The sequence below is a fragment of the Kribbella sp. NPDC020701 genome (assembly GCF_055562215.1).
This window is the reverse complement of record NZ_JBVHFT010000026.1, coordinates 14,194-35,108: the sequence shown is the minus strand read 5'-3', so window position 1 is coordinate 35,108 and position 20,915 is coordinate 14,194. Positions and strand designations below refer to the sequence as shown.

The window sequence follows — 20,915 nt, the reverse complement described above, 5'->3', positions numbered from 1 at the left end:
TCGGCCGCCTACCCCGATCTGCCCTCTGACCTGCGGCGTTGTGCTCAATAGCTCTCGCTGGTGAACGTCGCTTGTCAACCACCCACGGAGCAGTGACGGAGCAGGGTGGATCTCGCTAGGTGCCTGCGAGCAAGGCGACGTGCGGCGGGTATGAACGGTCAGATCGGCGGCAGCGGCGCAAACGTCCTTTGCAGTCACCAGACTGTGACACGATGCCCGACGAACGCACCGCCCGCCTGCAGGCCCGTCTTGGCGACAAGGACTTCAAGTTCTGCGTTCACGCCATAGTCGTCCGTTGAGCGCACGTCGATAACGAACGACTCCAAGCCGGATTCCAGGCGGGCTTGGTACTGCGGCGGTTGCGCTGTTCGCGGCGGTGCACCAACTTGCTTGCGAACAAGGATGGGTAGGTCTACCGATGCGGGCCTAGGCGCCGCCGCGGGAGCGTGGCAGCACTGGACGAAGGGGTGGTTGCCATGACACGCACGGAGGAACTTGCCGGCGCGCGAGTGGTGTCTCGCGACGGCACCGAGATCGCCTACTGGACGTGCGGCGACGGGCCTCCGCTCGTGCTGGTGCACGGCACGACGGCCGACCACACTCGCTGGGCGCCCGTGGTGAAGTATCTGGAGCCGCACGTCACGGTGCACGCCATGGACCGCCGCGGCCGAGGTGGCAGCGGCGACGCGGTCGAGTACGACGTGGTGCGCGAGTTCGAGGACGTCGCCGCCGTGGTGGACGCCGTGGCCGATACCTCCGGTTCGGCGGTCGACCTGCTCGGCCACTCCTTCGGCGGGTTCTGCGCGTTCGGCGCGGCGACGCTGACCTCGAACATTGGCAAGCTGGTGCTGTACGAGGGTTGGCCCGCCCCGGCCCCCGAGGTGCTGGCCATCGCACCGGAGCTTCAGGAGCGGATGGACGCGTTGCTGGCCGAGGGCGAGCCCGAGCGCGCGCTGGAGGTGTTCTTCCGCGAGATCGTGGGAATGCCCGACCACGAGTTCGAGCGGTATCGTGCCCTGCCTGCCTGGCAGGCGCGGATCGCCGCGGCGCACACGATCACCCGTGAGGACTGGGGGCATGCCGAGCGAGCCTTCGATCCCGAGGAGGCGAAGAAGATCACGGTGCCGGTGTTGCTCATGGTCGGCGGCGACAGCCCGCCCGCGATGCAGGCCGACTACGAGACCGTCGCCGCCGCCCTTCCGGATGCGCGGGTCACCGTCATGGACGGCCAGCAGCACATCGCGATCGACCTGATTCCGGAGGAGTTCGCGGGGCGCGTGCTCACGTTCCTGCGCTGAGACACCGACGACATCTCTCACGAGTAGGCGACCGCGCGGCGGCGTGAGTGAAGGCGGCCACCGCTCGATGATCCGGAGTTGTGTGGAAACCAGATGATGTGGCGGGTGGCCGCGGGGCACAGCATAGACCCGGGTCTGTGGCGGCGGAGTTCGATGCGTTGATGGCGCGGTTCGCGCCGGCGGAGCCGCGGCGGCTGGCGGGTGATGCGGTGCGGGGGTTGATGTCGGATGTGGCGGTGAAGAACTGCTGGACGCTGGCCGAGCATGCCGGGCATGAGTCGCCGGATTGGCTGCAACACATGCTGTGCAAGGCGAAATGGGACGATGACGGGGTGCGTGATGACCTTGCGCGATGACGTCGTCGATCGCCTCGGCAGCCTGGACGCGCTGCTGGTCGTGGATGAGACCGGAGACGTGGAGAAGGGCACGCATACCGTCGGTGTTCAGCGCCAGTACACCAGCACCGCGGCCGGATCGAGAACGCCCAGGTCGCGGTCTACCTCACCTATGCCACCTTGGCGGGTCACGCGTTGATCGACCGCGAGCTTTACTGCCACAGGTCTGGGCCGACGATGCCGACCGGCGCAGCCAGGCCGGTGTTGCGGCCGAGGTGGAGTTCGCTACGAAGCCGGCTGGACCAGCTGGCGACGCTGGACTCTCCTCGCGATGCTCGCCTACGCCTTCTTGGCCGTCGTCGCCGTGACCGAAAGGCCGACAAGCCAGTCCCACAAGAAGATCGGCTGATCGCGTTGACCTGCAACGAGATCAAGCGCCTGTTCAACACCTTCATCAACCAGCCGATGCGCGACCTGCGACACCAGCTCCGCTGGTCGATCCGCAGACGCCGACACCAACACCGCGCCCGCACCAGCCACTACCACCGCCGACAGGCCATCCCGACATGACGATCACGAAGTCCGGCTGCCGTACCAGGGGGCGGCGCAGTGGTTCCCCGCCGGGGTCTTCGTCCTCAACAATGACGACCGAGTCGCCGATCTGGATCCCTGTGTGAGAGATCGTCCCTGCCGGGCCGGGTGTCTTGTTGGCTTCTTTGGCCGCGTGTCGTGTTCGGCGGCGTGCCAATCGTGCTAGTGCTCGACCGGCAGGCCGGCCATTGCCCAGTCCGGGTACCCGTCCTCGAGCCGGTACGCCGTGCGACCTTCCTTGGTGAGCAGTCTGACCGCGTCGTCGGCGTACACGCAGTACGGTCCGCGGCAGTAGGCAACGACCTGAGCGCCGCTGGTCACCTCACCCAACCGCTCCTGCAACTGGTCGACCGGCAGCGAGATCGCGCCGGGCAGATGACCTGCCTCGTACTCCGGCACCGGCCGAACATCCAGTACGACGACATCCCCGGCACGAAGTCGCGTCACCAACTCGTCCCGGGTCATGCTCTCGAGTGAGTCGCGGTCGCCGAGGTAGTCCTGCGCGAGCCGCTCGAGGCCGCTGACGTGCGCCTCGGCGGCCGCGCGCATCGCGCGCCACAGATTCGCCACCGTCGGACTCGCGAGCCCGTAGTAGATGTGCGTCCCCGACCGGCGGGTCCGGACCATGCCGGACCGCAGCAAGCGCTGTAGATGGTGCGAGGTGTTCGCAACGGACTGGTCGATTTCGGCGGCGAGTTCCTCGACCGACCGCTCACCCTGGGCCAGTACGTCGATCAGCTCGGCCCGACGACCGTTCGCCAGCGCCTTCGCACCCTCCGTCAGAGCGTCGAACAGTGCCGCCTTCGCTGCGTGATCACTCATGCCAGCCTCCTGACCTGCCTATTCAAATCTTCTCTTGACAATACCCCAGACCCGGGAGTCTTATTCAAGTAATTCCTTGAACAGAGCGGAGGGGACGATGGGAGACAAGGTGCAGGAGGACGCCTACCTCGCCACGATCGAGGCCTGTGGCTTCACCGTCCGGGAGGTGCGACCCAGCCCGTACGAGTTCCTCTCGGAGCAGGCACAGGACGCCGGCAAGGTGTACGGCGTCAAGAGCATCTCGGTGCTCGCCGTCAAGGAAGGGACGCGATGACGGTATTTCCCCTGGTGGACGAAGGCCTGGGCAACTCGTCGTACCTCGTCGATCTGGACGACGGAAGGGCGCTGATGGTCGACGTCAGTGTCGACCTGCGGGCGGCCACGGCGGCAACAGAGCGGCGTGGGCTGACGGTGGCGTTCGCGGCGGACACGCATCTGCATGCCGACTTCCTCTCCGGTGCGCGTCAGCTCGCCGCGAGCCAGGGTGCCGGGGTCCTCGCCTCGGCCGCTGGTCATCGCGAGTTCGGCCACCGTGGTCTGCACGACGGCGATGAGGTCGACCTCGGCGGGTTGCGCTTGCGAGCACTCGGTACGCCGGGCCACACGCAGGAGCACCTGTCGTTCCTCCTCCTCGATGGCGATCGCCCGCTCGGCGTCTTCACCGGCGGATCGCTGATCGTCGGCGCGGCCGCCCGCACCGATCTCGTCTCCCCTGATCAGACCGAGGCGCTCGCCCGCGCGCAATACGCATCCCTGCGGCGCCTGATGGAGCTGCCCGACCACGTGGCGGTCTGGCCGACTCACGGCGCCGGCTCGTTCTGCTCGGCCCCGCCCGGTGCGGACCGGGTCAGCACGATCGGCCGGGAGAGGGCAACGAATCCATTGCTCCAGGTCGACGGCGAGGACGTGTTCGTGAAGGAATTGCTCGGGTCGCTCGGCAGCTTCCCGCCCTACTTCCTGCGGTTGCCCGAGGTCAACCGGCGCGGTCCGGCAGTTTTCCGCCGCGCTCTGTCCTTGACGCCGCTCGATGCCTTGGCCATTCGGTCCAAGCTGACTCAGGGCGCTGAACTGATCGACGTACGGCCGAAGGAAGACTTCGCCGCGGGGCACGTCCCGGGCGCCTTGTCGATCCCGTTGCGGCCGGCGTTCGCGTCGTGGCTGGGCTGGCTGGCACCGGCCGATCGCTCCTTGATCGTCGTACGGCGCCCCGACCAGGACGCCGAGGAGATCGCGTGGCAAGCGGCCAAGATCGGCTACAACCTGGTCGGAGAACTGAACGGCGGCATGGATGCCTGGGGCGAGCAGACCGTCCGCACCCGACTGATCGGGGCGGGCGACGTCGGCGGCGCCGTCCTCGACGTCCGGCAGGACTCCGAGTTTCACGCCGGCCATCTCCCCGGTGCCCAGCACATCGAGCTCGGCTCGCTCGCCGACCGGGCCGACGAGGTACGACGTGAGCCCCTGGTGGTCATGTGCGGCCACGGTGAACGCGCGATGAGCGCCGCGAGTCTGCTCGAACGCGCCGGGCATCCGGAGCTCGCCGTCCTCACGGGTGGCGCGGATGACTGGGCGGCCGCAACTGGGCGCGAATTGGAGTCCCCCTGATGCAGCTGGGGATCCGCGCCAATCTCGCGCAGTTCAGCCTGCTGGTCGCGGTCAACGCGCTCGTCGGCGGCGTGCTCGGACAGGAGCGGACCGTCCTGCCACTGCTGGCCGACCGCACGTTCCACCTGACCGGATACACCTTCCTGCTCACCTATGTGCTTGCCTTCGGCCTGACCAAGGCAGCAACGAACTACTTCGCCGGCACCTGGTCGGACCGCTTCGGCCGCAAACCCGTCCTGGTGGCCGGCTGGCTGATCGCCGTGCCGGTTCCGCTGCTCCTCATCTGGGCACCGTCGTGGGGCTGGGTCGTCGCCACTAACGTGCTCCTGGGCGTCAACCAGGGTCTGACCTGGTCGACCACAGTGATCATGAAGATCGACCTGGCCGGCCCACACCGACGAGGCCTGGCGATGGGTCTGAACGAGGCCGCCGGGTACGTCGCCGTCGCGGTGACCGCTCTGGCCACGGGGTATCTGGCCGCGCGTTACGGCCTGCGTCCGGCCCCGTTCCTGCTCGGAGTGTCGTACGCCGCTCTCGGGCTCGGCCTGTCGGCGTTCCTCGTACGCGAGACCCGCGGGTACGCGCAACTGGAGGCCGCAGGACATCACCTTCGTGGCGAGCTGACGAATCGCCAGGTGTTCAGTCGGACAAGCCTGCGCGAGCCGGCGCTGTCGTCGGCGAGCCAGGCCGGGATGGTGAACAACCTCAACGACGGACTCGCGTGGGGGCTGTTCCCGATCCTGTTCGCCACGGCGGGGCTGTCCGTCGCACGGATCGGGGTCCTTGCCGCGCTCTACCCGGCCGTTTGGGGCCTTGGGCAACTTGTCACCGGTCCGCTGTCGGATCGCTGGGGACGCAAGTGGCTGATCACCGCGGGCATGCTCGTCCAAGCCATGGCTCTCGGGGCGATCGCCGCGGCCGACAGCTTCTCGCTGTGGGCGGTGGCTGCAGTACTGCTAGGCGTCGGCACTGCGATGGTCTATCCGACACTGCTCGCCAGCATCGGAGACGTCGCCCATCCCGCCTGGCGCGCGCGAGCCGTCGGCGTCTACCGACTCTGGCGCGACGGCGGGTTCGCGGTCGGCGCGATCCTGGCCGGTCTGGTCGCAGACATCTGGGGACTGCGTACGGCGGTCTGGGTCGTCGCAGTCATCACCGCCTTGTCGGGTCTCGTGGTCGCGGTCCGAATGTATGAGACCCATCCGGCGGCGTCGCGTCGTACCGGCAAGCTCTACGAGGGGGCACCATGATCTACCTGGACCACAACGCGACGACACCGATCGATCCCGCTGTGACCGCTGCGCTGCTCCCCTATCTCGGCGAAGCCTTCGGCAATCCGTCCAGCGAGCATGCGTACGGTGCCACACCTCGAGCAGCCCTCGGCCAGGCTCGCCGTGAGGTCGCCGCGCTGATCGGCGCGACGGATGGACGGATCGTCTTCACCGGCTCGGGTTCCGAGGCCGACAATCTGGCAATCCGCGGAGTTGTCCTCGCGGCCAACACCGACCGACCGCACGTGATCACTCAGGTCACAGAGCATCCGGCGGTACTGCAGACTTGCCGTGCCCTCGAGCGATGGCACGGCGTGGACGTCACCTATCTGTCTGTCGACGGACTCGGGCTGGTGGACCCGGGTGATCTGGATGCGGCAATGACCCCGCGGACCGTACTCGTCTCGGTCATGGCGGCCAACAACGAGACTGGGGCGCTCCAACCGATCAACGACCTCGCTCGCATCGCTCATGACCACGGCGCCCTGTTCCACTGCGACGCCGCCCAGCTGCTCGGCAAGCTGCCGTTCGATGTCGATGCCCTGGGCATCGACCTCGCCACTGTCGTCGGGCACAAGATGTATGCACCGAAGGGAGTTGGCGCTCTCTACCTGCGGGCCGGCGTGACCCTGGAACCGCTGGTGTACGGCGGCGGACAGGAAGACGGCCTCCGAGCCGGCACGGAGAACGTCGCCCTGGCCGTCGGACTCGGCGCCGCAGCCAGGCTCGCGGTCGAACATCTCGACGATCGGCACCGAATCCAGAAACTCCGCGACGCCCTCCACGACCGCCTCGCCGAAGCCCTTCCCGACAGGGTGTTGCTCAACGGCCCTTCGGCGCTGCGACTGCCGAACACACTCAACATCAGCATCGAGGGCACGATCGGCTCCGAGCTGCTCCGCAACGCACCAGGCATCGCGGCGTCCACCGGCTCCGCCTGCCACAGCGGCGACCCGGAGCCGTCACCCGTCCTCTCGGCCATGAGCCTGGATCCAGCCCGCGCCCTCGCGGCGATCCGGCTGTCGCTCGGTCGCTCGACCACCCCCGGCGACATCGAAACGGCCGTCGACCAGCTCGCGACAGCCGCCGGGCTCGGCGGCGTCTGATGTCCATCGACGACCGGGTAGCCAGAATCCAGGCCGAACTTCCGCGCCTCACTGCCGCCGAGGCGTTCGACGCCGTACAGCGCGGCGAGGGGTTCATCGTGGACACGCGGCCCGAATACCAGCGACGGGCGGGCGGCGAGGTGCCGGGCGCAATCATCATCGAACGAAACCACCTGGAATGGAGGCTTGATCCCGCAAGCGTCGCGCGAATCCCCGAAGCAGTGTCCTTCGAGATCCGGTGGATCGTCATCTGCGAGGGCGGATACTCCTCGAGCCTGGCGGCTCACTCCCTGCGGCAGCTCGGTCTGTTCAGCAGTACCGACGTCGTCGGCGGCTTCCAGGCCTGGCAAGCAGCTCACCTACCGGTCATCCACCCGGAGACCCCGGTCCAACCACGCACAGCCCAGACTGCGACCTAGCCTCGGCCAATCCGGCAGGCCCGGCGGCGCACTGATCGCGGCAACGGCCGAACCGATGACCTGGGCAATCCTCTCGGCCGCAGCGTCCAGCTCCGGCTCCAACCGGCCACGAGCGCGGCGTTCGTCAGGGTTGGCATCAGGCCAAGGCGAGGAAGAGCTTCTCCAGCCTGGCCACGTCGACGTCGGCGTCGGCGTCGGTCAGGCAATGCTGCAGACCGGTGCTGACGATGGCGTAACCGGAGCGCGAGAGTGCCTTGTTGACCGCGGCGAGCTGGGTGAGGACCGACTCGCAGTCCGAGCCCTCCTCCATCATCCGGATCACGCTGCCGAGGTGTCCGTGGGCACGCTTCATCCGGGTGATGATCGCCTTGATCTCCGTGGGTTCGAGGTCCATCGGTGCCTTCCTTCTACTGTCGGTCGAGGCACCAGACTACATCCCCCCCGGGGGATATGTTACCGTCATTCAGTATCCCCCCAGGGGGATAGTGGCTCAGGCGTACAGATCAGGAAGGACTCTTGATGCGAGACAGCGACACCGACCAACGCGCCGCCACCCGGCACCTGCCCGGCGCCGGACTGACCATTCGCAGCATCGACACTCCCTCGCTCGGCGATCGCAGCTATCTCGTCCACGACGGCGAAGTGGCTTTCGTCGTGGATCCGCAGCGCGATATCGATCGTGTCCTGGAGATTCTCGAGGCCGACGGCGTCCGGCTGACTCATGTCCTCGAGACCCACATCCACAACGACTACGTCACGGGAGGCCTCGCACTGTCCCATGCCACCGCAGCGACGTACCTGATCAACGCCGACGACAAGGTCTCCTTCGACCGCACGCCGATCCACGACGGCGAGATCGTCGAGATCGGCGACCGGATGCGGGTGCGCGCGATCCACACACCAGGACACACCTTCACGCACATGTCATACGCCCTGGCCGACACCGACGAGCCCATCGCGGTCTTCACCGGTGGATCACTCCTGTACGGCGCGACCGGCCGGCCTGACCTGCTCGGTCCGGACCACACCGACGCCCTCGTACGCCACCAGCACGCCTCGGCTCACAAACTCGCTGAAACACTGCCTGACAGCACCGGGGTCTACCCCACCCACGGGTTCGGCTCCTTCTGCTCCGCGACCCAGTCCGACGCAACCGGGTCAACCATCGGTCAGGAGAAGCGTGCCAATCCGGTCCTGACCCAGGACGAACAGGACTACGTCCGCGAGCTGCTCGACGGGCTGGGGGCCTGGCCGGCGTACTACCTGCACATGGCACCCACAAACGCCGCCGGACCGAGCGCTCCTGATCTCTCGCTGCCTGAGCTGGCAGACGCGACCGAACTGCGTCGCCGCATCGAAGCCGGCGAGTGGGTCGTCGACCTACGCAACCGCACCGCCTTCGCGGCCGGACACGCCTCCGGCACCCTGAACTTCGGTCTCGACGGCGCGTTCTCGACGTACCTCGGTTGGCTGATCGCGTGGGGTACGCCGGTGACCTTGCTGGGAGGGACCGTGGACGACGTCACCGAGGCCCAGCGGGAGCTCGTACGGATCGGGATCGACCGACCCGCGGCACACGCCACCGGCGGCCCCGAGGACTGGAGTCTCGAGGGTCCCGTGTCGTTCCCGACCGCCACCTTTGCCGATCTCGAGCAGGTCCGTCACCATCGCGAGGTCGTCGTACTCGACGTCCGCCGCGCAGAAGAGCACGAGTCCGTCCGGATCCAGGACGCGGTCAACATCCCGATCCATGAGCTCCCGCGGCGGCTGGCACAGGTGCCACCCGGCGAGGTGTGGGTGCACTGTGCCGCCGGCTACCGCGCCTCGATCGCCGCGTCGTTGCTCGACGCCGCCGGACGCGAGCTCGTGGCTGTCGACGATCAGTTCGAGAACGCCGGGACGGCCGGGCTGCACCTCATCGGACCGCAGGCGTGACCGACCAGTGCCGATCGTCCTCACGGTCGTCGCCGGAGCCTGCTGACCACTGACACCGTCCACCAGTCCAAGGATCCGCCGTTCACAGGCCCCAACCAAGGAGAACAAGAATGTGCCGACCCGTTACGTGCAAGACCTGCGCCAAGACCACCTGGGCAGGCTGCGGCCAGCACGTTGCCCAGGTCAAAGCAATGATCCCCGCCGACCAGTGGTGCCCCGGCCACCCCAAGACCGAGCGCCAGGGCGGCAACTGGCTCGACAGACTGCTCGGACGCTGACGACGCTCTGCGAAATCACACCCGGCGTCTTCCTCACGGACAACGGCGAGATGCTCGACCTGCGAGGCCCTGTCCCGAAATGGCAGGGTCTCAGGCTCGTTCGAGTGGCAGAAGGCCCCGCTCTGTGGCAATGGGCCGTTCTCGGGACCGCCGCCCTCGTTGCAGCCGCATGGCTCGTCGCTGCCGCTGCTCGTGAGGTACGTCGCCACCGGTTGCGCTCGTCCGCAGACCGGCAGGCCTCCGCGTCGCGACGCTGGCGGCGGATCGCCACCCTCACGTCGATCGTCACGGCGATGCTGATGGTCGGAAGTGTGGCCGTGCTCGCGTAGATGCCTGGACTCGTGGATTCCGGCTTCCTCGGCAGGCTCGACTTCCCGCTGGTCCAGCGTTTGGCGGTGCACTTGCCGCTGGCGTTGGCTGTCGTGGGCGCAGGCACGGTTGTTCTGATCGCCGCGGGGTGGGTACTCCGCTGGTGGTCGACTGCGCTCAGACTTCAGTACGCAGTACTTGCCGTTGCCTCAGTTGCCGTGATCGCTCAGCTCGCCGCCTGGCGACTCATCGGCTAGGGAGTGCGCTGTGGATGACGGCCAATGGGCAGGTCGCGTGGTGGAGGACGCCGCGGGTGATCGAGCCGAGCAGCACCGACAGCCGGAAGTGGCGACGACCACCGATCACCAGGAGCTGAGCGTCGCTGACCTGGGCCGCGGTGACCACGCCGTCGACCGGGTGGCCGCGGCGTACGTCGATCTCGACGGTCAGCTCCGGGTGCTTCCGCCGCAGTTCGTCGGCGACGGATTCGACGTACCGGCGAGCGTTGTCGGCCCACTCCGTACTGATCCCCGCGACGTTCATCGCGTCCCAGCTGTAGATGGCAGGCAGATCCCAGACGTGCACGATCCGCAGCGGAACCTGCCGCTCCTCGGCGGCGATGACCGCGAACTCGAGCTCGGCGTAGTTCGTGCCGGTGTCGTCGATCGCGACCACGACCGGACCGGCGTGATCACCGGGTTTCCACGCATCCGGCACGACGACCACCGGCATCGTCGCCTGATGCACCACGGCCTCCGACGTCGAGCCGATCAGCAAGCGCTTGAAGGTGCCCACGCCGCGCCGGCCGACGACCAGCATCGTGCTGACCCCGGCAGCCTCGACCAGCTTGACCGCGGGTGTACCGACCAACAGGTCGGCGTCGTGCTCCAAGCCGTGGCCTCGGCTCTCGAGATGCATCTGGACATCGTTCACCAAGTCCGCCGCGCTGTCGTCGATGACGATCGGCGACCAGTACGGCGTACCGCGCACCATCTCGGCGATGACGTGCAGCGCACGGAGCGGCTCATGCCGCAGCTCGGCCTCCTGCAGCGCCCACTCCAACGCACCTGAGTGATGCCACGAACTGTCCACGCCGACGTGGATCACGGACTTGCGGGTGGTGTACATGGTCTCGTCCTTCCCCTTTGGTCCGACACCTTCATCGTCCCGGCGGCAGCCCACCGCCAAGGAGAGGCCGAGGTCACTGCCCGGCATGCCCAAAGACCCGTCGGTCGCCTACCGCTGCCGATGGCCCGGGACCGAAGAAGGACCGCGTGGTCGGAACGGTCGGCCGCAGTGACAATCCGTCTGCTCCCCCAGCCCAGCTGCTGCTGTGAGGTCGACGCCTCCGCCGGGACGGCAGCTGGGGATGCGGTACGACGCACCCGCCACCATTGCTGAGCACAAGTCCTGTGCTGACTGGGACCTTCGTCTCTGGGATCACCTGCGCAGCCAGGACATCGTGGAGACAGAGGCACCGCGTGACTTGTCCGCCCGGACGACGCGCGTCCACGGGGTCCGTGCGACGGAGGCTGGAACCATCGGCAGAACGAGGTGATGACGATGTTGATCCGCGACCTGATGACCACACCCGCGGTCACCGTGACGGCAGAGACACCGGTCGGCTGGGCGCTTCGGCTCCTCGACGATCGACATATCACCGCCATGCCCGTCGTCGACGCGACCGGCGTACTCGTGGGGATCGTCAGCGAGGCCGACCTCGTTCAGGATGCCGCTCCACCGGACGTCGCGATCGACCTGATGTGGTCGACGATGGTGAAGGGCCTGCCGGTGCTGGATCACGGCCACGTCATCGCCGTTCGCACCCGCTCGGACGGCGGGGGACTCGCCGTACGCCAGTGATGACGATCTGCCGACCGAACAGGTGACCGCGTGATGACTGACCTCGTTCAACTGCCGGTTGCCCACGGCCTCACCGAGGTCGAGGCGGTCGGGAGACTCGCCGAGCACGGTCCCAACACCACCCCCTCCCCCAAGCCTCAGTCGGCGCTCTTCCGGGTCATGGCACAACTGCGGGACCCGATGATCCTGTTGTTGCTGGCCGCTGCCGTCCTCACCGCGACCCTCCACGACTTCGCCGACCTCGCGGTGATCTTGATCGTGATCGTGCTCAACACCGCGGTCGGCGTGGTCCAGGAGCTCAGGGCCGAACATGCGCTCGCCGCGCTGAACCGTCTTGCCGCACCGCACGCGACCGTGCTCCGTTCTGCCCGGGCGACGGTGATCCCCGCGGCGGACGTCGTTCCCGGCGATCTGGTCCTGCTCGAAGCAGGCGACATCGTTCCGGCAGACCTCGAGCTGAGCGGAGCAGTCCACCTGCAGACCGACGAGTCCGCGCTCACCGGTGAATCCCTGCCGGTCGAGAAGGACACGGGCAACGAGGTCTTCGCAGGCACGGTCGTGACGCGCGGCCGGGGTTCCGGAGTTGTCTCTCGCACTGGTCCGGACAGCGCGCTCGGCCGGATCGCGGGCCTGCTCTCGAATCAGCGACCTCGACCTACGCCGCTGCAACTCCGCCTCAGGTCACTCAGCCGCATCCTCAGCGGGGGCGCACTGCTGCTGTCCGGCGTCGTCGCGGTGGCCGGCCTGCTGCGAGGGCTCCCGGTCGCCGACATGCTCGTGACCGCGGTGAGCCTGACAGTGGCCGCCGTACCCGAGTCCTTGCCCGCTGTCGTCACCCTCGCGCTCGCCATCGGTGCCCGTCGGATGGCCCGGCGGTCGGCCGTCGTACGCCGGTTGCCTGCCGTCGAGACACTCGGCTCCGTCACAGTCGTGGCGGCGGACAAGACCGGCACACTGACCGAAGGCGTCATGCTGGCCGAGCGGATCTGGACCGAGCACGGCGACTTCATTGCCAGCGGCGCCGGCTACGCGCCGGCCGGCGGGCTGATCCCACTCGATGACGCCGAACCACCAACGCGGCTGCTCCGCGACATCGTGCTGTGCAACGACGCGGACCTGCGGCCGCCCGGACCGGACCAACCCGTCTGGTTGCCGCTGGGTGACCCTACCGAGGCGGCCCTGCTCACGCTGGCCCATCGCGGCGGGACCGATCCCGAACCGCTGCGGGCGGCCCACCCGAGGATCGCCGAACTGCCCTTCGACAGCGTCCGTAAGCGGATGACCACTTTTCACCGGATGCCCGGCGACGACGCCACACTGGTCGTCGGCAAGGGTGCACCCGAGGTGATCCTCGATCCAGCGGTCACGCCGTACGGCGACATCGCGACGGCCCGGATCATCGCGGCCGAACTCGCGGCCGACGGGTACCGGGTGCTGGCGGTTGCCGATCGGGTGCTGCCACCCGGTGCGCACCGGACCGAAAGCGGGTTGCAGTTGGCCGGCCTGGTAGCACTCACCGATCCCGTCCGGCACAACGCCGCCGAGGTGACGACCGCCTTCGGCGAGGCCGGAGTCGACCTGCTTCTGATCACCGGCGACGCGCCCGGCACAGCACATGCGGTGGCCGAGCGGGTCGGCCTGCACACGGATGGCGTCATCACCGGCGACGACATCGACGACGGCGCCGACCCGTCCGTCGGGCGGGTGTTCGCCCGGATCCGGCCCGAGCAGAAGCTCGACATCGTGCGCGCCTGGCAGCGCGCCGGGCATGTGGTCGCCATGACCGGCGACGGCGTCAACGACGCCCCGGCCTTGCGGTGCGCCGATATCGGCGTCGCGATGGGCAAGGACGGTACCGAGGTCGCCCGGCAGGCGGCAGACCTGGTCCTGACCGACGACGACCTGGGCACGGTGGTGGCGGCGATCGAGGAAGGCCGCCGGATCTACGCCAACGTACGGACCTTCCTGCGCTACGCACTCAGCGGCGGGCTGGCCGAGATCCTGGTGATGCTGATCGGCCCGCTGCTCGGACTTGCCGCGCCGCTCCTGCCCGCGCAGATCCTCTGGATCAACATGCTCACCCACGGTCTGCCCGGCGTCGCGATCGGCGCCGAACCCGCCGACCCGCGGGCGATGCGGCGCGGCCCGCGATCCCCGGACGAGCAAGTCCTCGGTGCGGGCCTGTGGCAACGAATCGCCTGGACCGGCACACTCATCGCCGCGGTCACCCTCGCCGCCGCCCTTTGGACCCGCTCCACCGGTGGCGCCTGGCAAACGATGGCGTACGTCGTCCTCGGCCTGGCACAACTGGGCGTCGCCATCGCCCTCCGTCACCCGCGTTCGTGTGGTGAACGCCGACGGGTCCGCTTCCTCGACGTCGCTGTCGCGGGCGCCCTGGTGGCGCAGGTCGGACCGCTTTTCGTCACGCCGCTGCGCGACCTGCTCAGCCTGCAGGCGCTTTCGGCCTCCGAGCTCGCCGCGGCCGTCGCCTTCGCGATCGTCCCGGGCGGGGTGGTGGCAATCCATCGATCCTGGAAGAACGAGGTGGTACGCCGATGAGCCAAATGGCAGGCGGACGCGCTGCAGCGCTCTGCGGATCCCCGGCATGTCCGCGTCTGCGGTGCCGCAGCCTGTACAGCGACGCGGCCCTCGCGTTCGCCTTGACCGCCCTCGCGGCCCAGCTCGCGTTCTGGCACCTGGTCGCCTGGGGGTTCTGACAGCGACGGCGACGACCCGGAACGGCCAACGGCTCGGGAGCCGGCCGCCTCCCGATTGCCGGGTCAATGGAGCCTTTACAGGGAAGTCCGCGAGGACCTTCGGCTCTGGTTGACGCGAATGGCGCGGACGCACCCTGGAGCTGCGGTCATCTGACAGCCGCCGATCACGTCGCCGTGGTCCGTGACGCGCTCAAGCAGTTGCCGTCGTACCGGCCAGGGACCCGGCCCGATCGGCGGGTGCTGGTCCGCGCCGACTCGGCCGGCTGTCCTTCGACGCTTTGCAGCGCCGGAGCGCCTCGTGGAGTCCTGAGCCAGCCGGTCGACCGCCGCCCGCAGCCGCGCTGGTACGTAGGCGGGTAGACCTGCGTCGAGGCCAGGCTGGCGTATCCCGGCACTGCTTGCGTCTCGTCCAAGGGGCCGCCGGCATCCAGCACGTTGCTCGCGAAGGCGTGACGCGCCAAGTGCGGATGCATCGCACCAGTCCCGCTCGGCGCGACAGCGCTGCCAGCAGTTCGGTCACCGCTCCCGGCCGCATCAGTGCACCCAGCGGGGATCGGAACAGCTTCACAAGCACGAAATCGTAGCCGTCGGCGACTGGCACCTGCTGCCGTTCCCAGCAAGAGGCGTCGTACGCCTGCGCCACCAAGAAATCCAGCGGCACGACCCGGGACCGCGGTGACTTCGCGACCGCACCGTTCGGTGCATCCTCGCGGCGAACGACATGCAGGTGCTCGCCGGGAACATCACAACCACGATCTGCAGCGGCAGCCCGCTGGACACCATCTCGGTGGTGAACAGGCGGCGGAAGTCCAGGTCAGAGCCGGAGGGACGGCGCCCGCGTCCGACCGTCCCGGGGTTCCAGGGACGTTCGACCCTGCAGGCCGATGCGGTGCCGGCGCATTGTGAAGATGACGCGGAGGAGGCGGCGATGACACGCAGACCTGTGACGGTGACGGCCGACGCCCCGCCACACAACCTGGCGGACTACGAAGAGTCCCGCAGGAGCTTCTCCTGGGCCGCCGCCCAGCAACTCCTGAGCGGACTGCCAGACGGGCACGGGCTGAACATCGCCTACGAGGCCGTCGATCGGCACGTCGCGACCGGCCGGGGCGGCCACATCGCGATCCGGTCGATCGGGAGGACCGGTACCCGCGAGCTGACGTACCGGGAGTTGAGTCTGCTCGGCAACCGCTTCGCGAACCTGTTGCGATCACTGGGCGTTGGTCCACGGGCCCGCGTCTTCACTCTGCTCGGCCGGCAACCCGAGCTCTACATCACCGCGCTCGGCTGCTGGAAGAACACCAGTGTGTTGTCACCGCTGTTCGCCGCGTTCGGTCCGCAGCCGATCCGCAATCGTCTGCTGCTCGGCGACGGCGAGGTACTGGTGACGACGACCTCGCTGTACCGGCGCAAGATCGCGCCGCAACGCGATCAACTGCCGAGCCTGCGCCACATCCTGCTGATCGACGCGCCGGACGAACAACCCGAGGGCACTATCGACCTCCGGGCCGCGCTGGCAGATCAGCCGGACGACTGGACGATCCCGCCCACCAGCCCCGAGGCGATGGCGCTGCTGCACTTCACCAGTGGTACGACGGGCACACCCAAGGGCGCGATCCACGTCCACGAGGCCGTGGTCGCCCACCACATCACGTCCGCCTTCGCCCTCGATCTGCGGCCCGACGACGTGTTCTGGTGTACGGCGGACCCCGGCTGGGTGACCGGGACGTCGTACGGGATCATCGCGCCGCTCACCCATGGCGTCACCCTGCTGGCCGACGACGGTGAATTCGACGCAGCCCGCTGGTACCAGGTCCTGGCCGACAACCGCGTGACCGTTTGGTACACGGCACCCACGGCACTGCGGATGCTGATGCGCGCGGGGGCCGACATGGCCGCGCGTTACGACCTGTCCGCTCTGCGGCACATCGCCAGTGTCGGCGAGCCGCTCAATCCCGAAGTCGTGCTGTGGGCGCAGGAGGCGTACGGGCTGCCGGTCCATGACAACTGGTGGCAGACCGAGACCGGCGCGATCATGATCAGCAACTACCCGTCGATGCCGATCCGGCCGGGGTCGATGGGGCGCCCGATGCCCGGCATCGAGGCCGGCGTCCTGCGCTGCGGCGAGGACGGCCGGGCCGCGGTGACCGACGGTCAGGTCGACGTCCTCGGCACCGACCACGTCGGCGAGCTGGCGCTACGGCCCGGCTGGCCGTCGATGTTCCGCGGCTACCTGCACGACGAGGCCAGATACCGCGCCGCGTTCGCCGGCGGGTGGTACCTGACCGGCGACCTCGCCCGGATCGATGCCGACGGCTACTTCTGGTTCGTCGGGCGGGCCGACGACGTGATCAAGTCGTCCGGCCATCTGGTCGGCCCGTTCGAGGTCGAGAGCGCGCTGCTCGAACACCCGGCGGTCACCGAAGCCGGCGTGATCGGCGTCCCCGACCCGGTCGCCGGCGAGATCGTGAAGGCGTTCGTCACGCTGCGGCCCGGTTACCAGCCCGGCGAGGCCCTGCGGGGCGAGCTGATCGCGTTCGGACGACGCCGGCTCGGGGTCGTCGCCCCACGCGACATCGCCTTCGATCAGAACCTGCCGCACACCAGTAGCGGCAAGGTCATGCGTCGCTTGCTCAAGGCCCGTGAGCTGGGCCTGCCGGAAGGCGACCTGTCCACCCTGGAGCGGCCACGATGAAGTCGTCCAAGACCGGCACCGAGACGCCCTCGGCCAAGCACCACACCGAACTGCTGCGCCAGATGCTCCGGATCCGGCGGTTCGAGGAGGTGTGCGCCGAGCTCTACACCACCACGAAGATCCGGGGCTTCCTGCATCTGTACGTCGGCGAAGAAGCCGTCGCGGTCGGGACCATCAACTGTCTCGGGCCGGCCGACTCCCTCGTCACCACCTACCGCGAACACGGCCACGCACTGGCCCGCGGTGTCCCGACCGAGGCCGTGCTGGCGGAGATGTTCGGCCGCACCACCGGCTGCAGCCGCGGGCGCGGGGGCTCGATGCACCTGTTCGACAGCAAGCGGCGCTTCTACGGCGGCAACGCGATCGTCGGCGGCGGCCTACCACTGGCGACCGGCGTCGCTCTGGCCGATCGGTTCCGGGGCGAGCCGAGCGTGACCGCGTGCTTCTTCGGCGACGGCGCCGTCGCCGAAGGCGAGTTCCACGAGTGCATGAACCTCGCGGCGCTCTGGAAGCTCCCGCTCCTGTTCTGCTGCGAGAACAACCTCTACGCGATGGGTACGGCGATCGCCCGGGCACAGGCGCAGACCGACCTGGCCCTGCGCGCATCGTCGTACGGGATGCCTGCCTGGGCGGTCGACGGGATGGACGTGCTCGCGGTCGAGGAGGCGGCCCAGCGGGCCATCGAGATGATCCGGGGAGGCGGCGGGCCGTGCTTCCTGGAACTGCGCACCTACCGCTTCCGGGCGCACTCGATGTACGACTCCGACCGCTACCGGGACAAGGCCGAGATCGCGCGCTGGAAGGAACGCGACCCGATCGAGGTCCTGAGCCGGCGGATGCTGACCGACGGCGAGCTGACCAAGGATGCACTGAAGGCCCTGCACCGCGAGATCGACGACGAGATCCAGCGCGCGGTGGACGGCGCCGAGGCCGGGCCACTGGAGCCCGTCGAGGACCTGACCCGATTCGTCTACGCGGAGCGACCATGACCACCACCAGTCCCGCCGTCACGACCACGACGTACCGAGAAGCGCTCCGGGAGGCGATCCGCGACGCACTGCGCCGCGACGAGCGGGTGTTCCTCATGGGTGAGGACGTCGGCGCCTACGGCGGTTGTTTCGGCGTGAGCCTGGGCTTGCTGGAGGAGTTCGGTCCGGACCGGATCCGGGATACACCGCTGTCGGAGTCGGCCTTCGTCGGCGCCGGGGTCGGCGCGGCCGTCGCCGGGCTACGGCCGATCGTCGAAATCATGACGGTCAACTTCAGCCTGCTCGCCCTCGACCAGATCCTGAACAACGCCGCGACGCTGCGGCACATGTCCGGCGGCCAACTCGGTGTCCCACTGGTGATCCGGATGACCACCGGGGCCGGCCGGCAACTGGCCGCCCAGCATTCGCACAGCCTGGAAGGCTGGTTCGCACACATCCCCGGGCTGCGCGTGATCGCCCCGGCGACGCTCGAGGACGCCCGTGGCATGCTCTGGACCGCGCTGCTCGACCCCGACCCCGTCCTGCTCTTCGAGCACGGCACGCTCTACAACATGTCCGGTGAGCTCGCCGCGAGCGCGGGCCCGGTCGACATCGACCGCGCCGCCATCCGCCGGCCTGGCACGGACGTGACGCTGGTGACATATGGCGGCAGCCTCGGCAAGAGCCTCGATGCGGCCGACCAGCTCGCCGCGGACGGCACCTCGGTCGAGGTGATCGACCTGCGCACGCTGCGACCGCTCGACGACGCGACCTTCGTCGGATCCGTACGGCGGACCCATCGCGCGGTCGTGGTGGACGAAGGCTGGCGCAGCGGAAGTCTGTCGGCCGAGGTGAGCGCGCGGATCACCGAGCAGGCGTTCGAGGATCTCGACGCCCCGGTCGAGCGGGTGTGCAGCGCCGAGGTGCCGATGCCGTACGCCAAACATCTGGAGGATGCCGCGCTGCCACAACCGGCCGGCATCGTCGCGGCGGTGCGGAAGGTGGTGGGCGACAGTGGCTGAGTTCCGGATGCCGTCGCTGGGCGCGGACATGGACGAGGGCACCGTGATCGAGTGGCTGGTGAAGCCGGGTGACACGGTCCACAAGGGTGATCCGGTCGCGGTCGTGGACACCGCGAAGGCGGCGGTAGAGGTGGAGACCTTCGCCGGCGGCACCATCGAGGAGATTCTGGTCCCGGTCGGCGAGCGCGTCGAGGTCGGTACGCCGCTGGCCACTATCAACGGTGGCGAGCCGTCGTCGATCCGCCCCACCGAACCCGAACCGGTCCCACCGCAGCCCGAGCCCACACCTGCGCGAGCGACTCCCGAACCACCTGTGGCCGAGCCCGCGCCGCCACGGACCGAGCCTGTCGCGCCCCGGCCGTGGGTCGTCCAGCCGGATGGCGAGCGGGTGAAGGCTTCGCCGTACGCACGCAAGCTGGCCCGGTCGCTCGGGCTGGACCTGGCGGCCGTGCCCGCCACCGGCCAGCGTGGCCTGATCACGTCCGGCGACGTCCGACGGTTCGCCGACCGGCTCGGCGCCGAACCGGAGCCGGCCGCACCACCGCAGACCATCGTCCCGCCCGTCGCCACCGCACCCGTTGCGCCGCGGCACGTCGTCCAGCAGGCCGCCCAGCGGGAGGCGATCGCACGGCTCATGACGCGATCGAAGCAGGAGATCCCGCACTACTACCTGACCACCACCGTCGATCTCGGTGCCGCGATCGACTGGCTGACCGAGCAGAACCGCTCGCTACCGGTCGCCGACCGGCTGGTGCCGGCCGCTCTGTTGCTCAAGGCAACGGCGTTGTCAGCAGCGCGGCATCCGGAGCTGAACGGCTACTGGACCGACGGCGCGTTCCAGCCGGGCGCCACCGTGCATCTCGGTGTCGCTATCTCCTTGCGCGGCGGTGGTCTGGTGGCACCGGCCATCCTTGACGCCGCCGGGCTGCCGGTCCGCGAACTCATGGCCCGGCTGCGTGATCTGGTCGCCCGGGCCCGCGCCGGCCGGCTTCGCCGGACCGAACTGACGGACGCGACGATTACCGTCACCAACCTCGGCGATCAAGGGGTGGAGAGCGTGTACGGAGTGATCTATCCGCCGCAGGTGGCGCTGGTCGGCGCCGGGCGGGTGGTTCAGCGTCCATGGGCAGTGGACGGCCTGCTCGGCGTCCGGCCGTGCGTGACGCTCACGCTGGCCGCCGATCACCGTGCGACCGACGGCTTCACCGGCGGCCGCTTCCTCGCCACGATCGACCACCTGCTGCAGACACCGGAGGAGCTATGACACTGACCATGCAGGACGCCCGCACACTTGTCGGCAACTCACTGTTGCGTATCGTCCCCGACGCGGACCTGGACACACTGCCCGACGACGCGCCGTTCCGGGACGAGCTCGAGCTCGACTCGCTGGACTTCCTCAGCTTCGTCGAACTGCTCACCACCGGCTCCGGCCGGCGGATCGACGAGGACGACTATCCCCGGCTGCGGACCATGGCCGACTGTGTGACCTTCCTCAGCACCTGACCCGAGAGGCCCTCGGAGTAGTGACATTCGGCCCTGCGTCCGGCCGGGCACCGGAGGTGCAATGGAAGTGGGCGAGGGAAGCCAGGCGAAAGGGTACGGAGAATCGGCCCGCAGCCGTGCACCGTACATCTCGGCCCGCTGCAGTAGCGGTGGTGGGCTTCCCCCGCTCCACAGCGCT

Annotated in this window: 23 protein-coding genes and 1 pseudogene; 19 read left to right on the top strand and 5 right to left on the bottom strand. The window is 68.7% G+C overall.

Translation table 11 applies throughout. The features are described 5' to 3' along the window. Positions 1 to 476 precede the first annotated feature (476 nt). Complete coding sequence (locus ACZ3HV_RS40220; RefSeq protein ID WP_465692665.1) at positions 477 to 1,298, top strand: alpha/beta fold hydrolase; 822 nt, start codon at positions 477 to 479, stop codon at positions 1,296 to 1,298. 105 nt (positions 1,299 to 1,403) lie between these two features. Further along, positions 1,404 to 1,929: pseudogene (locus tag ACZ3HV_RS40215) on the top strand (IS701 family transposase); the annotation flags it as partial. A gap of 43 nt (positions 1,930 to 1,972) precedes the next feature. On the opposite strand, the gene ACZ3HV_RS40210 reads toward ACZ3HV_RS40215, so the two are convergent. Both ACZ3HV_RS40210 and ACZ3HV_RS40205 read right to left on the bottom strand, forming a co-directional pair. Further along, on the bottom strand, positions 1,973 to 2,116 hold the full coding sequence (locus ACZ3HV_RS40210; RefSeq protein WP_465692788.1) for a hypothetical protein: 144 nt from the start codon (positions 2,114 to 2,116) through the stop codon (positions 1,973 to 1,975). A gap of 270 nt (positions 2,117 to 2,386) precedes the next feature. Then, positions 2,387 to 3,046 (bottom strand): ArsR/SmtB family transcription factor, encoded by a 660-nt coding sequence (locus ACZ3HV_RS40205; protein ID WP_465692663.1) that lies wholly within the window; start codon positions 3,044 to 3,046, stop codon positions 2,387 to 2,389. 97 nt (positions 3,047 to 3,143) lie between these two features. Between ACZ3HV_RS40205 and ACZ3HV_RS40200 the strand changes: the two genes are divergently transcribed. Genes ACZ3HV_RS40200 through ACZ3HV_RS40180 form a run of 5 tightly spaced genes read left to right on the top strand, consistent with a single transcriptional unit; the run spans position 3,144 to position 7,447 of the window. Next, a complete protein-coding gene (locus ACZ3HV_RS40200; RefSeq protein ID WP_465692661.1) occupies positions 3,144 to 3,320 on the top strand; it encodes a hypothetical protein in 177 nt (58 codons plus the stop codon). Further along, the gene (locus ACZ3HV_RS40195; protein ID WP_465692659.1) at positions 3,317 to 4,651 is read left to right on the top strand and encodes an MBL fold metallo-hydrolase; all 1,335 of its coding nucleotides are present in this window, start codon (positions 3,317 to 3,319) and stop codon (positions 4,649 to 4,651) included. The genes ACZ3HV_RS40200 and ACZ3HV_RS40195 overlap by 4 nt, the downstream gene beginning before the upstream one ends. Further along, positions 4,651 to 5,901 carry an MFS transporter gene (locus ACZ3HV_RS40190; RefSeq protein WP_465692657.1) on the top strand — a complete coding sequence of 417 codons (1,251 nt, stop codon included), beginning with the start codon at positions 4,651 to 4,653 and terminating at the stop codon, positions 5,899 to 5,901. Before ACZ3HV_RS40195 ends, ACZ3HV_RS40190 begins: the two co-directional genes overlap by 1 nt. Continuing rightward, complete coding sequence (locus tag ACZ3HV_RS40185; protein ID WP_465692655.1) at positions 5,898 to 7,028, top strand: cysteine desulfurase family protein; 1,131 nt, start codon at positions 5,898 to 5,900, stop codon at positions 7,026 to 7,028. Before ACZ3HV_RS40190 ends, ACZ3HV_RS40185 begins: the two co-directional genes overlap by 4 nt. Then, entirely contained in the window at positions 7,028 to 7,447 is a 420-nt protein-coding gene (locus ACZ3HV_RS40180) for a rhodanese-like domain-containing protein (protein ID WP_465692653.1), read from the top strand. The genes ACZ3HV_RS40185 and ACZ3HV_RS40180 overlap by 1 nt, the downstream gene beginning before the upstream one ends. A 136-nt stretch (positions 7,448 to 7,583) precedes the next feature. On the opposite strand, the gene ACZ3HV_RS40175 is transcribed toward ACZ3HV_RS40180, so the two are convergent. Next, on the bottom strand, positions 7,584 to 7,841 hold the full coding sequence (locus tag ACZ3HV_RS40175) for a metal-sensitive transcriptional regulator (RefSeq protein WP_465692651.1): 258 nt from the start codon (positions 7,839 to 7,841) through the stop codon (positions 7,584 to 7,586). 125 nt (positions 7,842 to 7,966) lie between these two features. Here ACZ3HV_RS40175 and ACZ3HV_RS40170 point away from each other — a divergent pair, with 125 nt between their 5' ends. From ACZ3HV_RS40170 to ACZ3HV_RS40155, 4 genes are all read left to right on the top strand, one after another. After that, positions 7,967 to 9,382, top strand: coding sequence for a rhodanese-like domain-containing protein (locus ACZ3HV_RS40170; RefSeq protein ID WP_465692649.1), 1,416 nt, complete (start codon positions 7,967 to 7,969; stop codon positions 9,380 to 9,382). A 110-nt stretch (positions 9,383 to 9,492) separates the two neighbouring features. Further along, on the top strand, positions 9,493 to 9,660 hold the full coding sequence (locus tag ACZ3HV_RS40165) for a hypothetical protein (RefSeq protein ID WP_465692647.1): 168 nt from the start codon (positions 9,493 to 9,495) through the stop codon (positions 9,658 to 9,660). Positions 9,661 to 9,764: 104 nt separating this feature from the next. After that, entirely contained in the window at positions 9,765 to 9,989 is a 225-nt protein-coding gene (locus tag ACZ3HV_RS40160) for a hypothetical protein (RefSeq protein WP_465692645.1), read from the top strand. Beyond that, a complete protein-coding gene (locus tag ACZ3HV_RS40155) occupies positions 9,990 to 10,226 on the top strand; it encodes a hypothetical protein (RefSeq protein WP_465692643.1) in 237 nt (78 codons plus the stop codon). It begins immediately after the preceding gene. Here the strand turns inward: ACZ3HV_RS40155 and ACZ3HV_RS40150 are convergent. Beyond that, a complete protein-coding gene (locus ACZ3HV_RS40150; protein WP_465692641.1) occupies positions 10,216 to 11,097 on the bottom strand; it encodes a universal stress protein in 882 nt (293 codons plus the stop codon). The two genes, ACZ3HV_RS40155 and ACZ3HV_RS40150, sit on opposite strands and share 11 nt — an antisense overlap. Positions 11,098 to 11,526: 429 nt before the next feature. Between ACZ3HV_RS40150 and ACZ3HV_RS40145 the strand changes: the two genes are divergently transcribed. Genes ACZ3HV_RS40145 through ACZ3HV_RS40135 form a run of 3 tightly spaced genes read left to right on the top strand, consistent with a single transcriptional unit; the run spans position 11,527 to position 14,549 of the window. Continuing rightward, positions 11,527 to 11,832, top strand: a complete 306-nt coding sequence (locus ACZ3HV_RS40145; RefSeq protein WP_465692639.1) for a CBS domain-containing protein — start codon at positions 11,527 to 11,529, stop codon at positions 11,830 to 11,832. A gap of 33 nt (positions 11,833 to 11,865) precedes the next feature. Beyond that, on the top strand, positions 11,866 to 14,391 hold the full coding sequence (locus ACZ3HV_RS40140; protein ID WP_465692637.1) for a cation-translocating P-type ATPase: 2,526 nt from the start codon (positions 11,866 to 11,868) through the stop codon (positions 14,389 to 14,391). Beyond that, on the top strand, positions 14,388 to 14,549 hold the full coding sequence (locus ACZ3HV_RS40135; RefSeq protein ID WP_465692635.1) for a hypothetical protein: 162 nt from the start codon (positions 14,388 to 14,390) through the stop codon (positions 14,547 to 14,549). Before ACZ3HV_RS40140 ends, ACZ3HV_RS40135 begins: the two co-directional genes overlap by 4 nt. Before the next feature lie 164 nt (positions 14,550 to 14,713). Here ACZ3HV_RS40135 and ACZ3HV_RS40130 read toward each other — a convergent pair whose 3' ends face one another. Continuing rightward, the gene (locus ACZ3HV_RS40130) at positions 14,714 to 15,022 is read right to left on the bottom strand and encodes a hypothetical protein (RefSeq protein WP_465692787.1); all 309 of its coding nucleotides are present in this window, start codon (positions 15,020 to 15,022) and stop codon (positions 14,714 to 14,716) included. Positions 15,023 to 15,477: 455 nt separating this feature from the next. Between ACZ3HV_RS40130 and acsA the strand changes: the two genes are divergently transcribed. Genes acsA through ACZ3HV_RS40105 form a run of 5 tightly spaced genes read left to right on the top strand, consistent with a single transcriptional unit; the run spans position 15,478 to position 20,737 of the window. Continuing rightward, positions 15,478 to 17,244, top strand: coding sequence for an acetate--CoA ligase (acsA, locus tag ACZ3HV_RS40125; protein WP_465692633.1), 1,767 nt, complete (start codon positions 15,478 to 15,480; stop codon positions 17,242 to 17,244). Then, on the top strand, positions 17,241 to 18,233 hold the full coding sequence (gene pdhA / locus ACZ3HV_RS40120; RefSeq protein ID WP_465692631.1) for a pyruvate dehydrogenase (acetyl-transferring) E1 component subunit alpha: 993 nt from the start codon (positions 17,241 to 17,243) through the stop codon (positions 18,231 to 18,233). Before acsA ends, pdhA begins: the two co-directional genes overlap by 4 nt. Continuing rightward, positions 18,230 to 19,234, top strand: coding sequence for an alpha-ketoacid dehydrogenase subunit beta (locus tag ACZ3HV_RS40115; RefSeq protein WP_465692629.1), 1,005 nt, complete (start codon positions 18,230 to 18,232; stop codon positions 19,232 to 19,234). The genes pdhA and ACZ3HV_RS40115 overlap by 4 nt, the downstream gene beginning before the upstream one ends. Continuing rightward, positions 19,227 to 20,498 (top strand): dihydrolipoamide acetyltransferase family protein, encoded by a 1,272-nt coding sequence (locus ACZ3HV_RS40110; protein ID WP_465692627.1) that lies wholly within the window; start codon positions 19,227 to 19,229, stop codon positions 20,496 to 20,498. The genes ACZ3HV_RS40115 and ACZ3HV_RS40110 overlap by 8 nt, the downstream gene beginning before the upstream one ends. Continuing rightward, the gene (locus tag ACZ3HV_RS40105; RefSeq protein ID WP_465692625.1) at positions 20,495 to 20,737 is read left to right on the top strand and encodes a hypothetical protein; all 243 of its coding nucleotides are present in this window, start codon (positions 20,495 to 20,497) and stop codon (positions 20,735 to 20,737) included. The genes ACZ3HV_RS40110 and ACZ3HV_RS40105 overlap by 4 nt, the downstream gene beginning before the upstream one ends. The last annotated feature ends 178 nt before the right edge of the window (positions 20,738 to 20,915 follow it).

What these genes read in the sequence shown, in the direction of transcription:
- ACZ3HV_RS40155 (WP_465692643.1), top strand. Translation starts at nt 9,990, where the DNA reads ATGCCTGGACTCGTGGATTCCGGCTTCCTCGGCAGGCTCGACTTCCCG.
- ACZ3HV_RS40105 (WP_465692625.1), top strand. Translation starts at nt 20,495, where the DNA reads ATGACACTGACCATGCAGGACGCCCGCACACTTGTCGGCAACTCACTG.
- ACZ3HV_RS40135 (WP_465692635.1), top strand. Translation starts at nt 14,388, where the DNA reads ATGAGCCAAATGGCAGGCGGACGCGCTGCAGCGCTCTGCGGATCCCCG.
- ACZ3HV_RS40130 (WP_465692787.1), bottom strand. Translation starts at nt 15,022, where the DNA reads ATGCATCCGCACTTGGCGCGTCACGCCTTCGCGAGCAACGTGCTGGAT.
- ACZ3HV_RS40180 (WP_465692653.1), top strand. Translation starts at nt 7,028, where the DNA reads ATGTCCATCGACGACCGGGTAGCCAGAATCCAGGCCGAACTTCCGCGC.
- ACZ3HV_RS40200 (WP_465692661.1), top strand. Translation starts at nt 3,144, where the DNA reads ATGGGAGACAAGGTGCAGGAGGACGCCTACCTCGCCACGATCGAGGCC.
- ACZ3HV_RS40115 (WP_465692629.1), top strand. Translation starts at nt 18,230, where the DNA reads ATGACCACCACCAGTCCCGCCGTCACGACCACGACGTACCGAGAAGCG.
- ACZ3HV_RS40185 (WP_465692655.1), top strand. Translation starts at nt 5,898, where the DNA reads ATGATCTACCTGGACCACAACGCGACGACACCGATCGATCCCGCTGTG.
- ACZ3HV_RS40145 (WP_465692639.1), top strand. Translation starts at nt 11,527, where the DNA reads ATGACGATGTTGATCCGCGACCTGATGACCACACCCGCGGTCACCGTG.
- ACZ3HV_RS40165 (WP_465692647.1), top strand. Translation starts at nt 9,493, where the DNA reads ATGTGCCGACCCGTTACGTGCAAGACCTGCGCCAAGACCACCTGGGCA.
- ACZ3HV_RS40220 (WP_465692665.1), top strand. Translation starts at nt 477, where the DNA reads ATGACACGCACGGAGGAACTTGCCGGCGCGCGAGTGGTGTCTCGCGAC.
- ACZ3HV_RS40175 (WP_465692651.1), bottom strand. Translation starts at nt 7,841, where the DNA reads ATGGACCTCGAACCCACGGAGATCAAGGCGATCATCACCCGGATGAAG.
- ACZ3HV_RS40190 (WP_465692657.1), top strand. Translation starts at nt 4,651, where the DNA reads ATGCAGCTGGGGATCCGCGCCAATCTCGCGCAGTTCAGCCTGCTGGTC.
- ACZ3HV_RS40150 (WP_465692641.1), bottom strand. Translation starts at nt 11,097, where the DNA reads ATGTACACCACCCGCAAGTCCGTGATCCACGTCGGCGTGGACAGTTCG.
- pdhA (WP_465692631.1), top strand. Translation starts at nt 17,241, where the DNA reads ATGAAGTCGTCCAAGACCGGCACCGAGACGCCCTCGGCCAAGCACCAC.
- ACZ3HV_RS40170 (WP_465692649.1), top strand. Translation starts at nt 7,967, where the DNA reads ATGCGAGACAGCGACACCGACCAACGCGCCGCCACCCGGCACCTGCCC.
- ACZ3HV_RS40205 (WP_465692663.1), bottom strand. Translation starts at nt 3,046, where the DNA reads ATGAGTGATCACGCAGCGAAGGCGGCACTGTTCGACGCTCTGACGGAG.
- ACZ3HV_RS40140 (WP_465692637.1), top strand. Translation starts at nt 11,866, where the DNA reads ATGACTGACCTCGTTCAACTGCCGGTTGCCCACGGCCTCACCGAGGTC.
- ACZ3HV_RS40195 (WP_465692659.1), top strand. Translation starts at nt 3,317, where the DNA reads ATGACGGTATTTCCCCTGGTGGACGAAGGCCTGGGCAACTCGTCGTAC.
- acsA (WP_465692633.1), top strand. Translation starts at nt 15,478, where the DNA reads ATGACACGCAGACCTGTGACGGTGACGGCCGACGCCCCGCCACACAAC.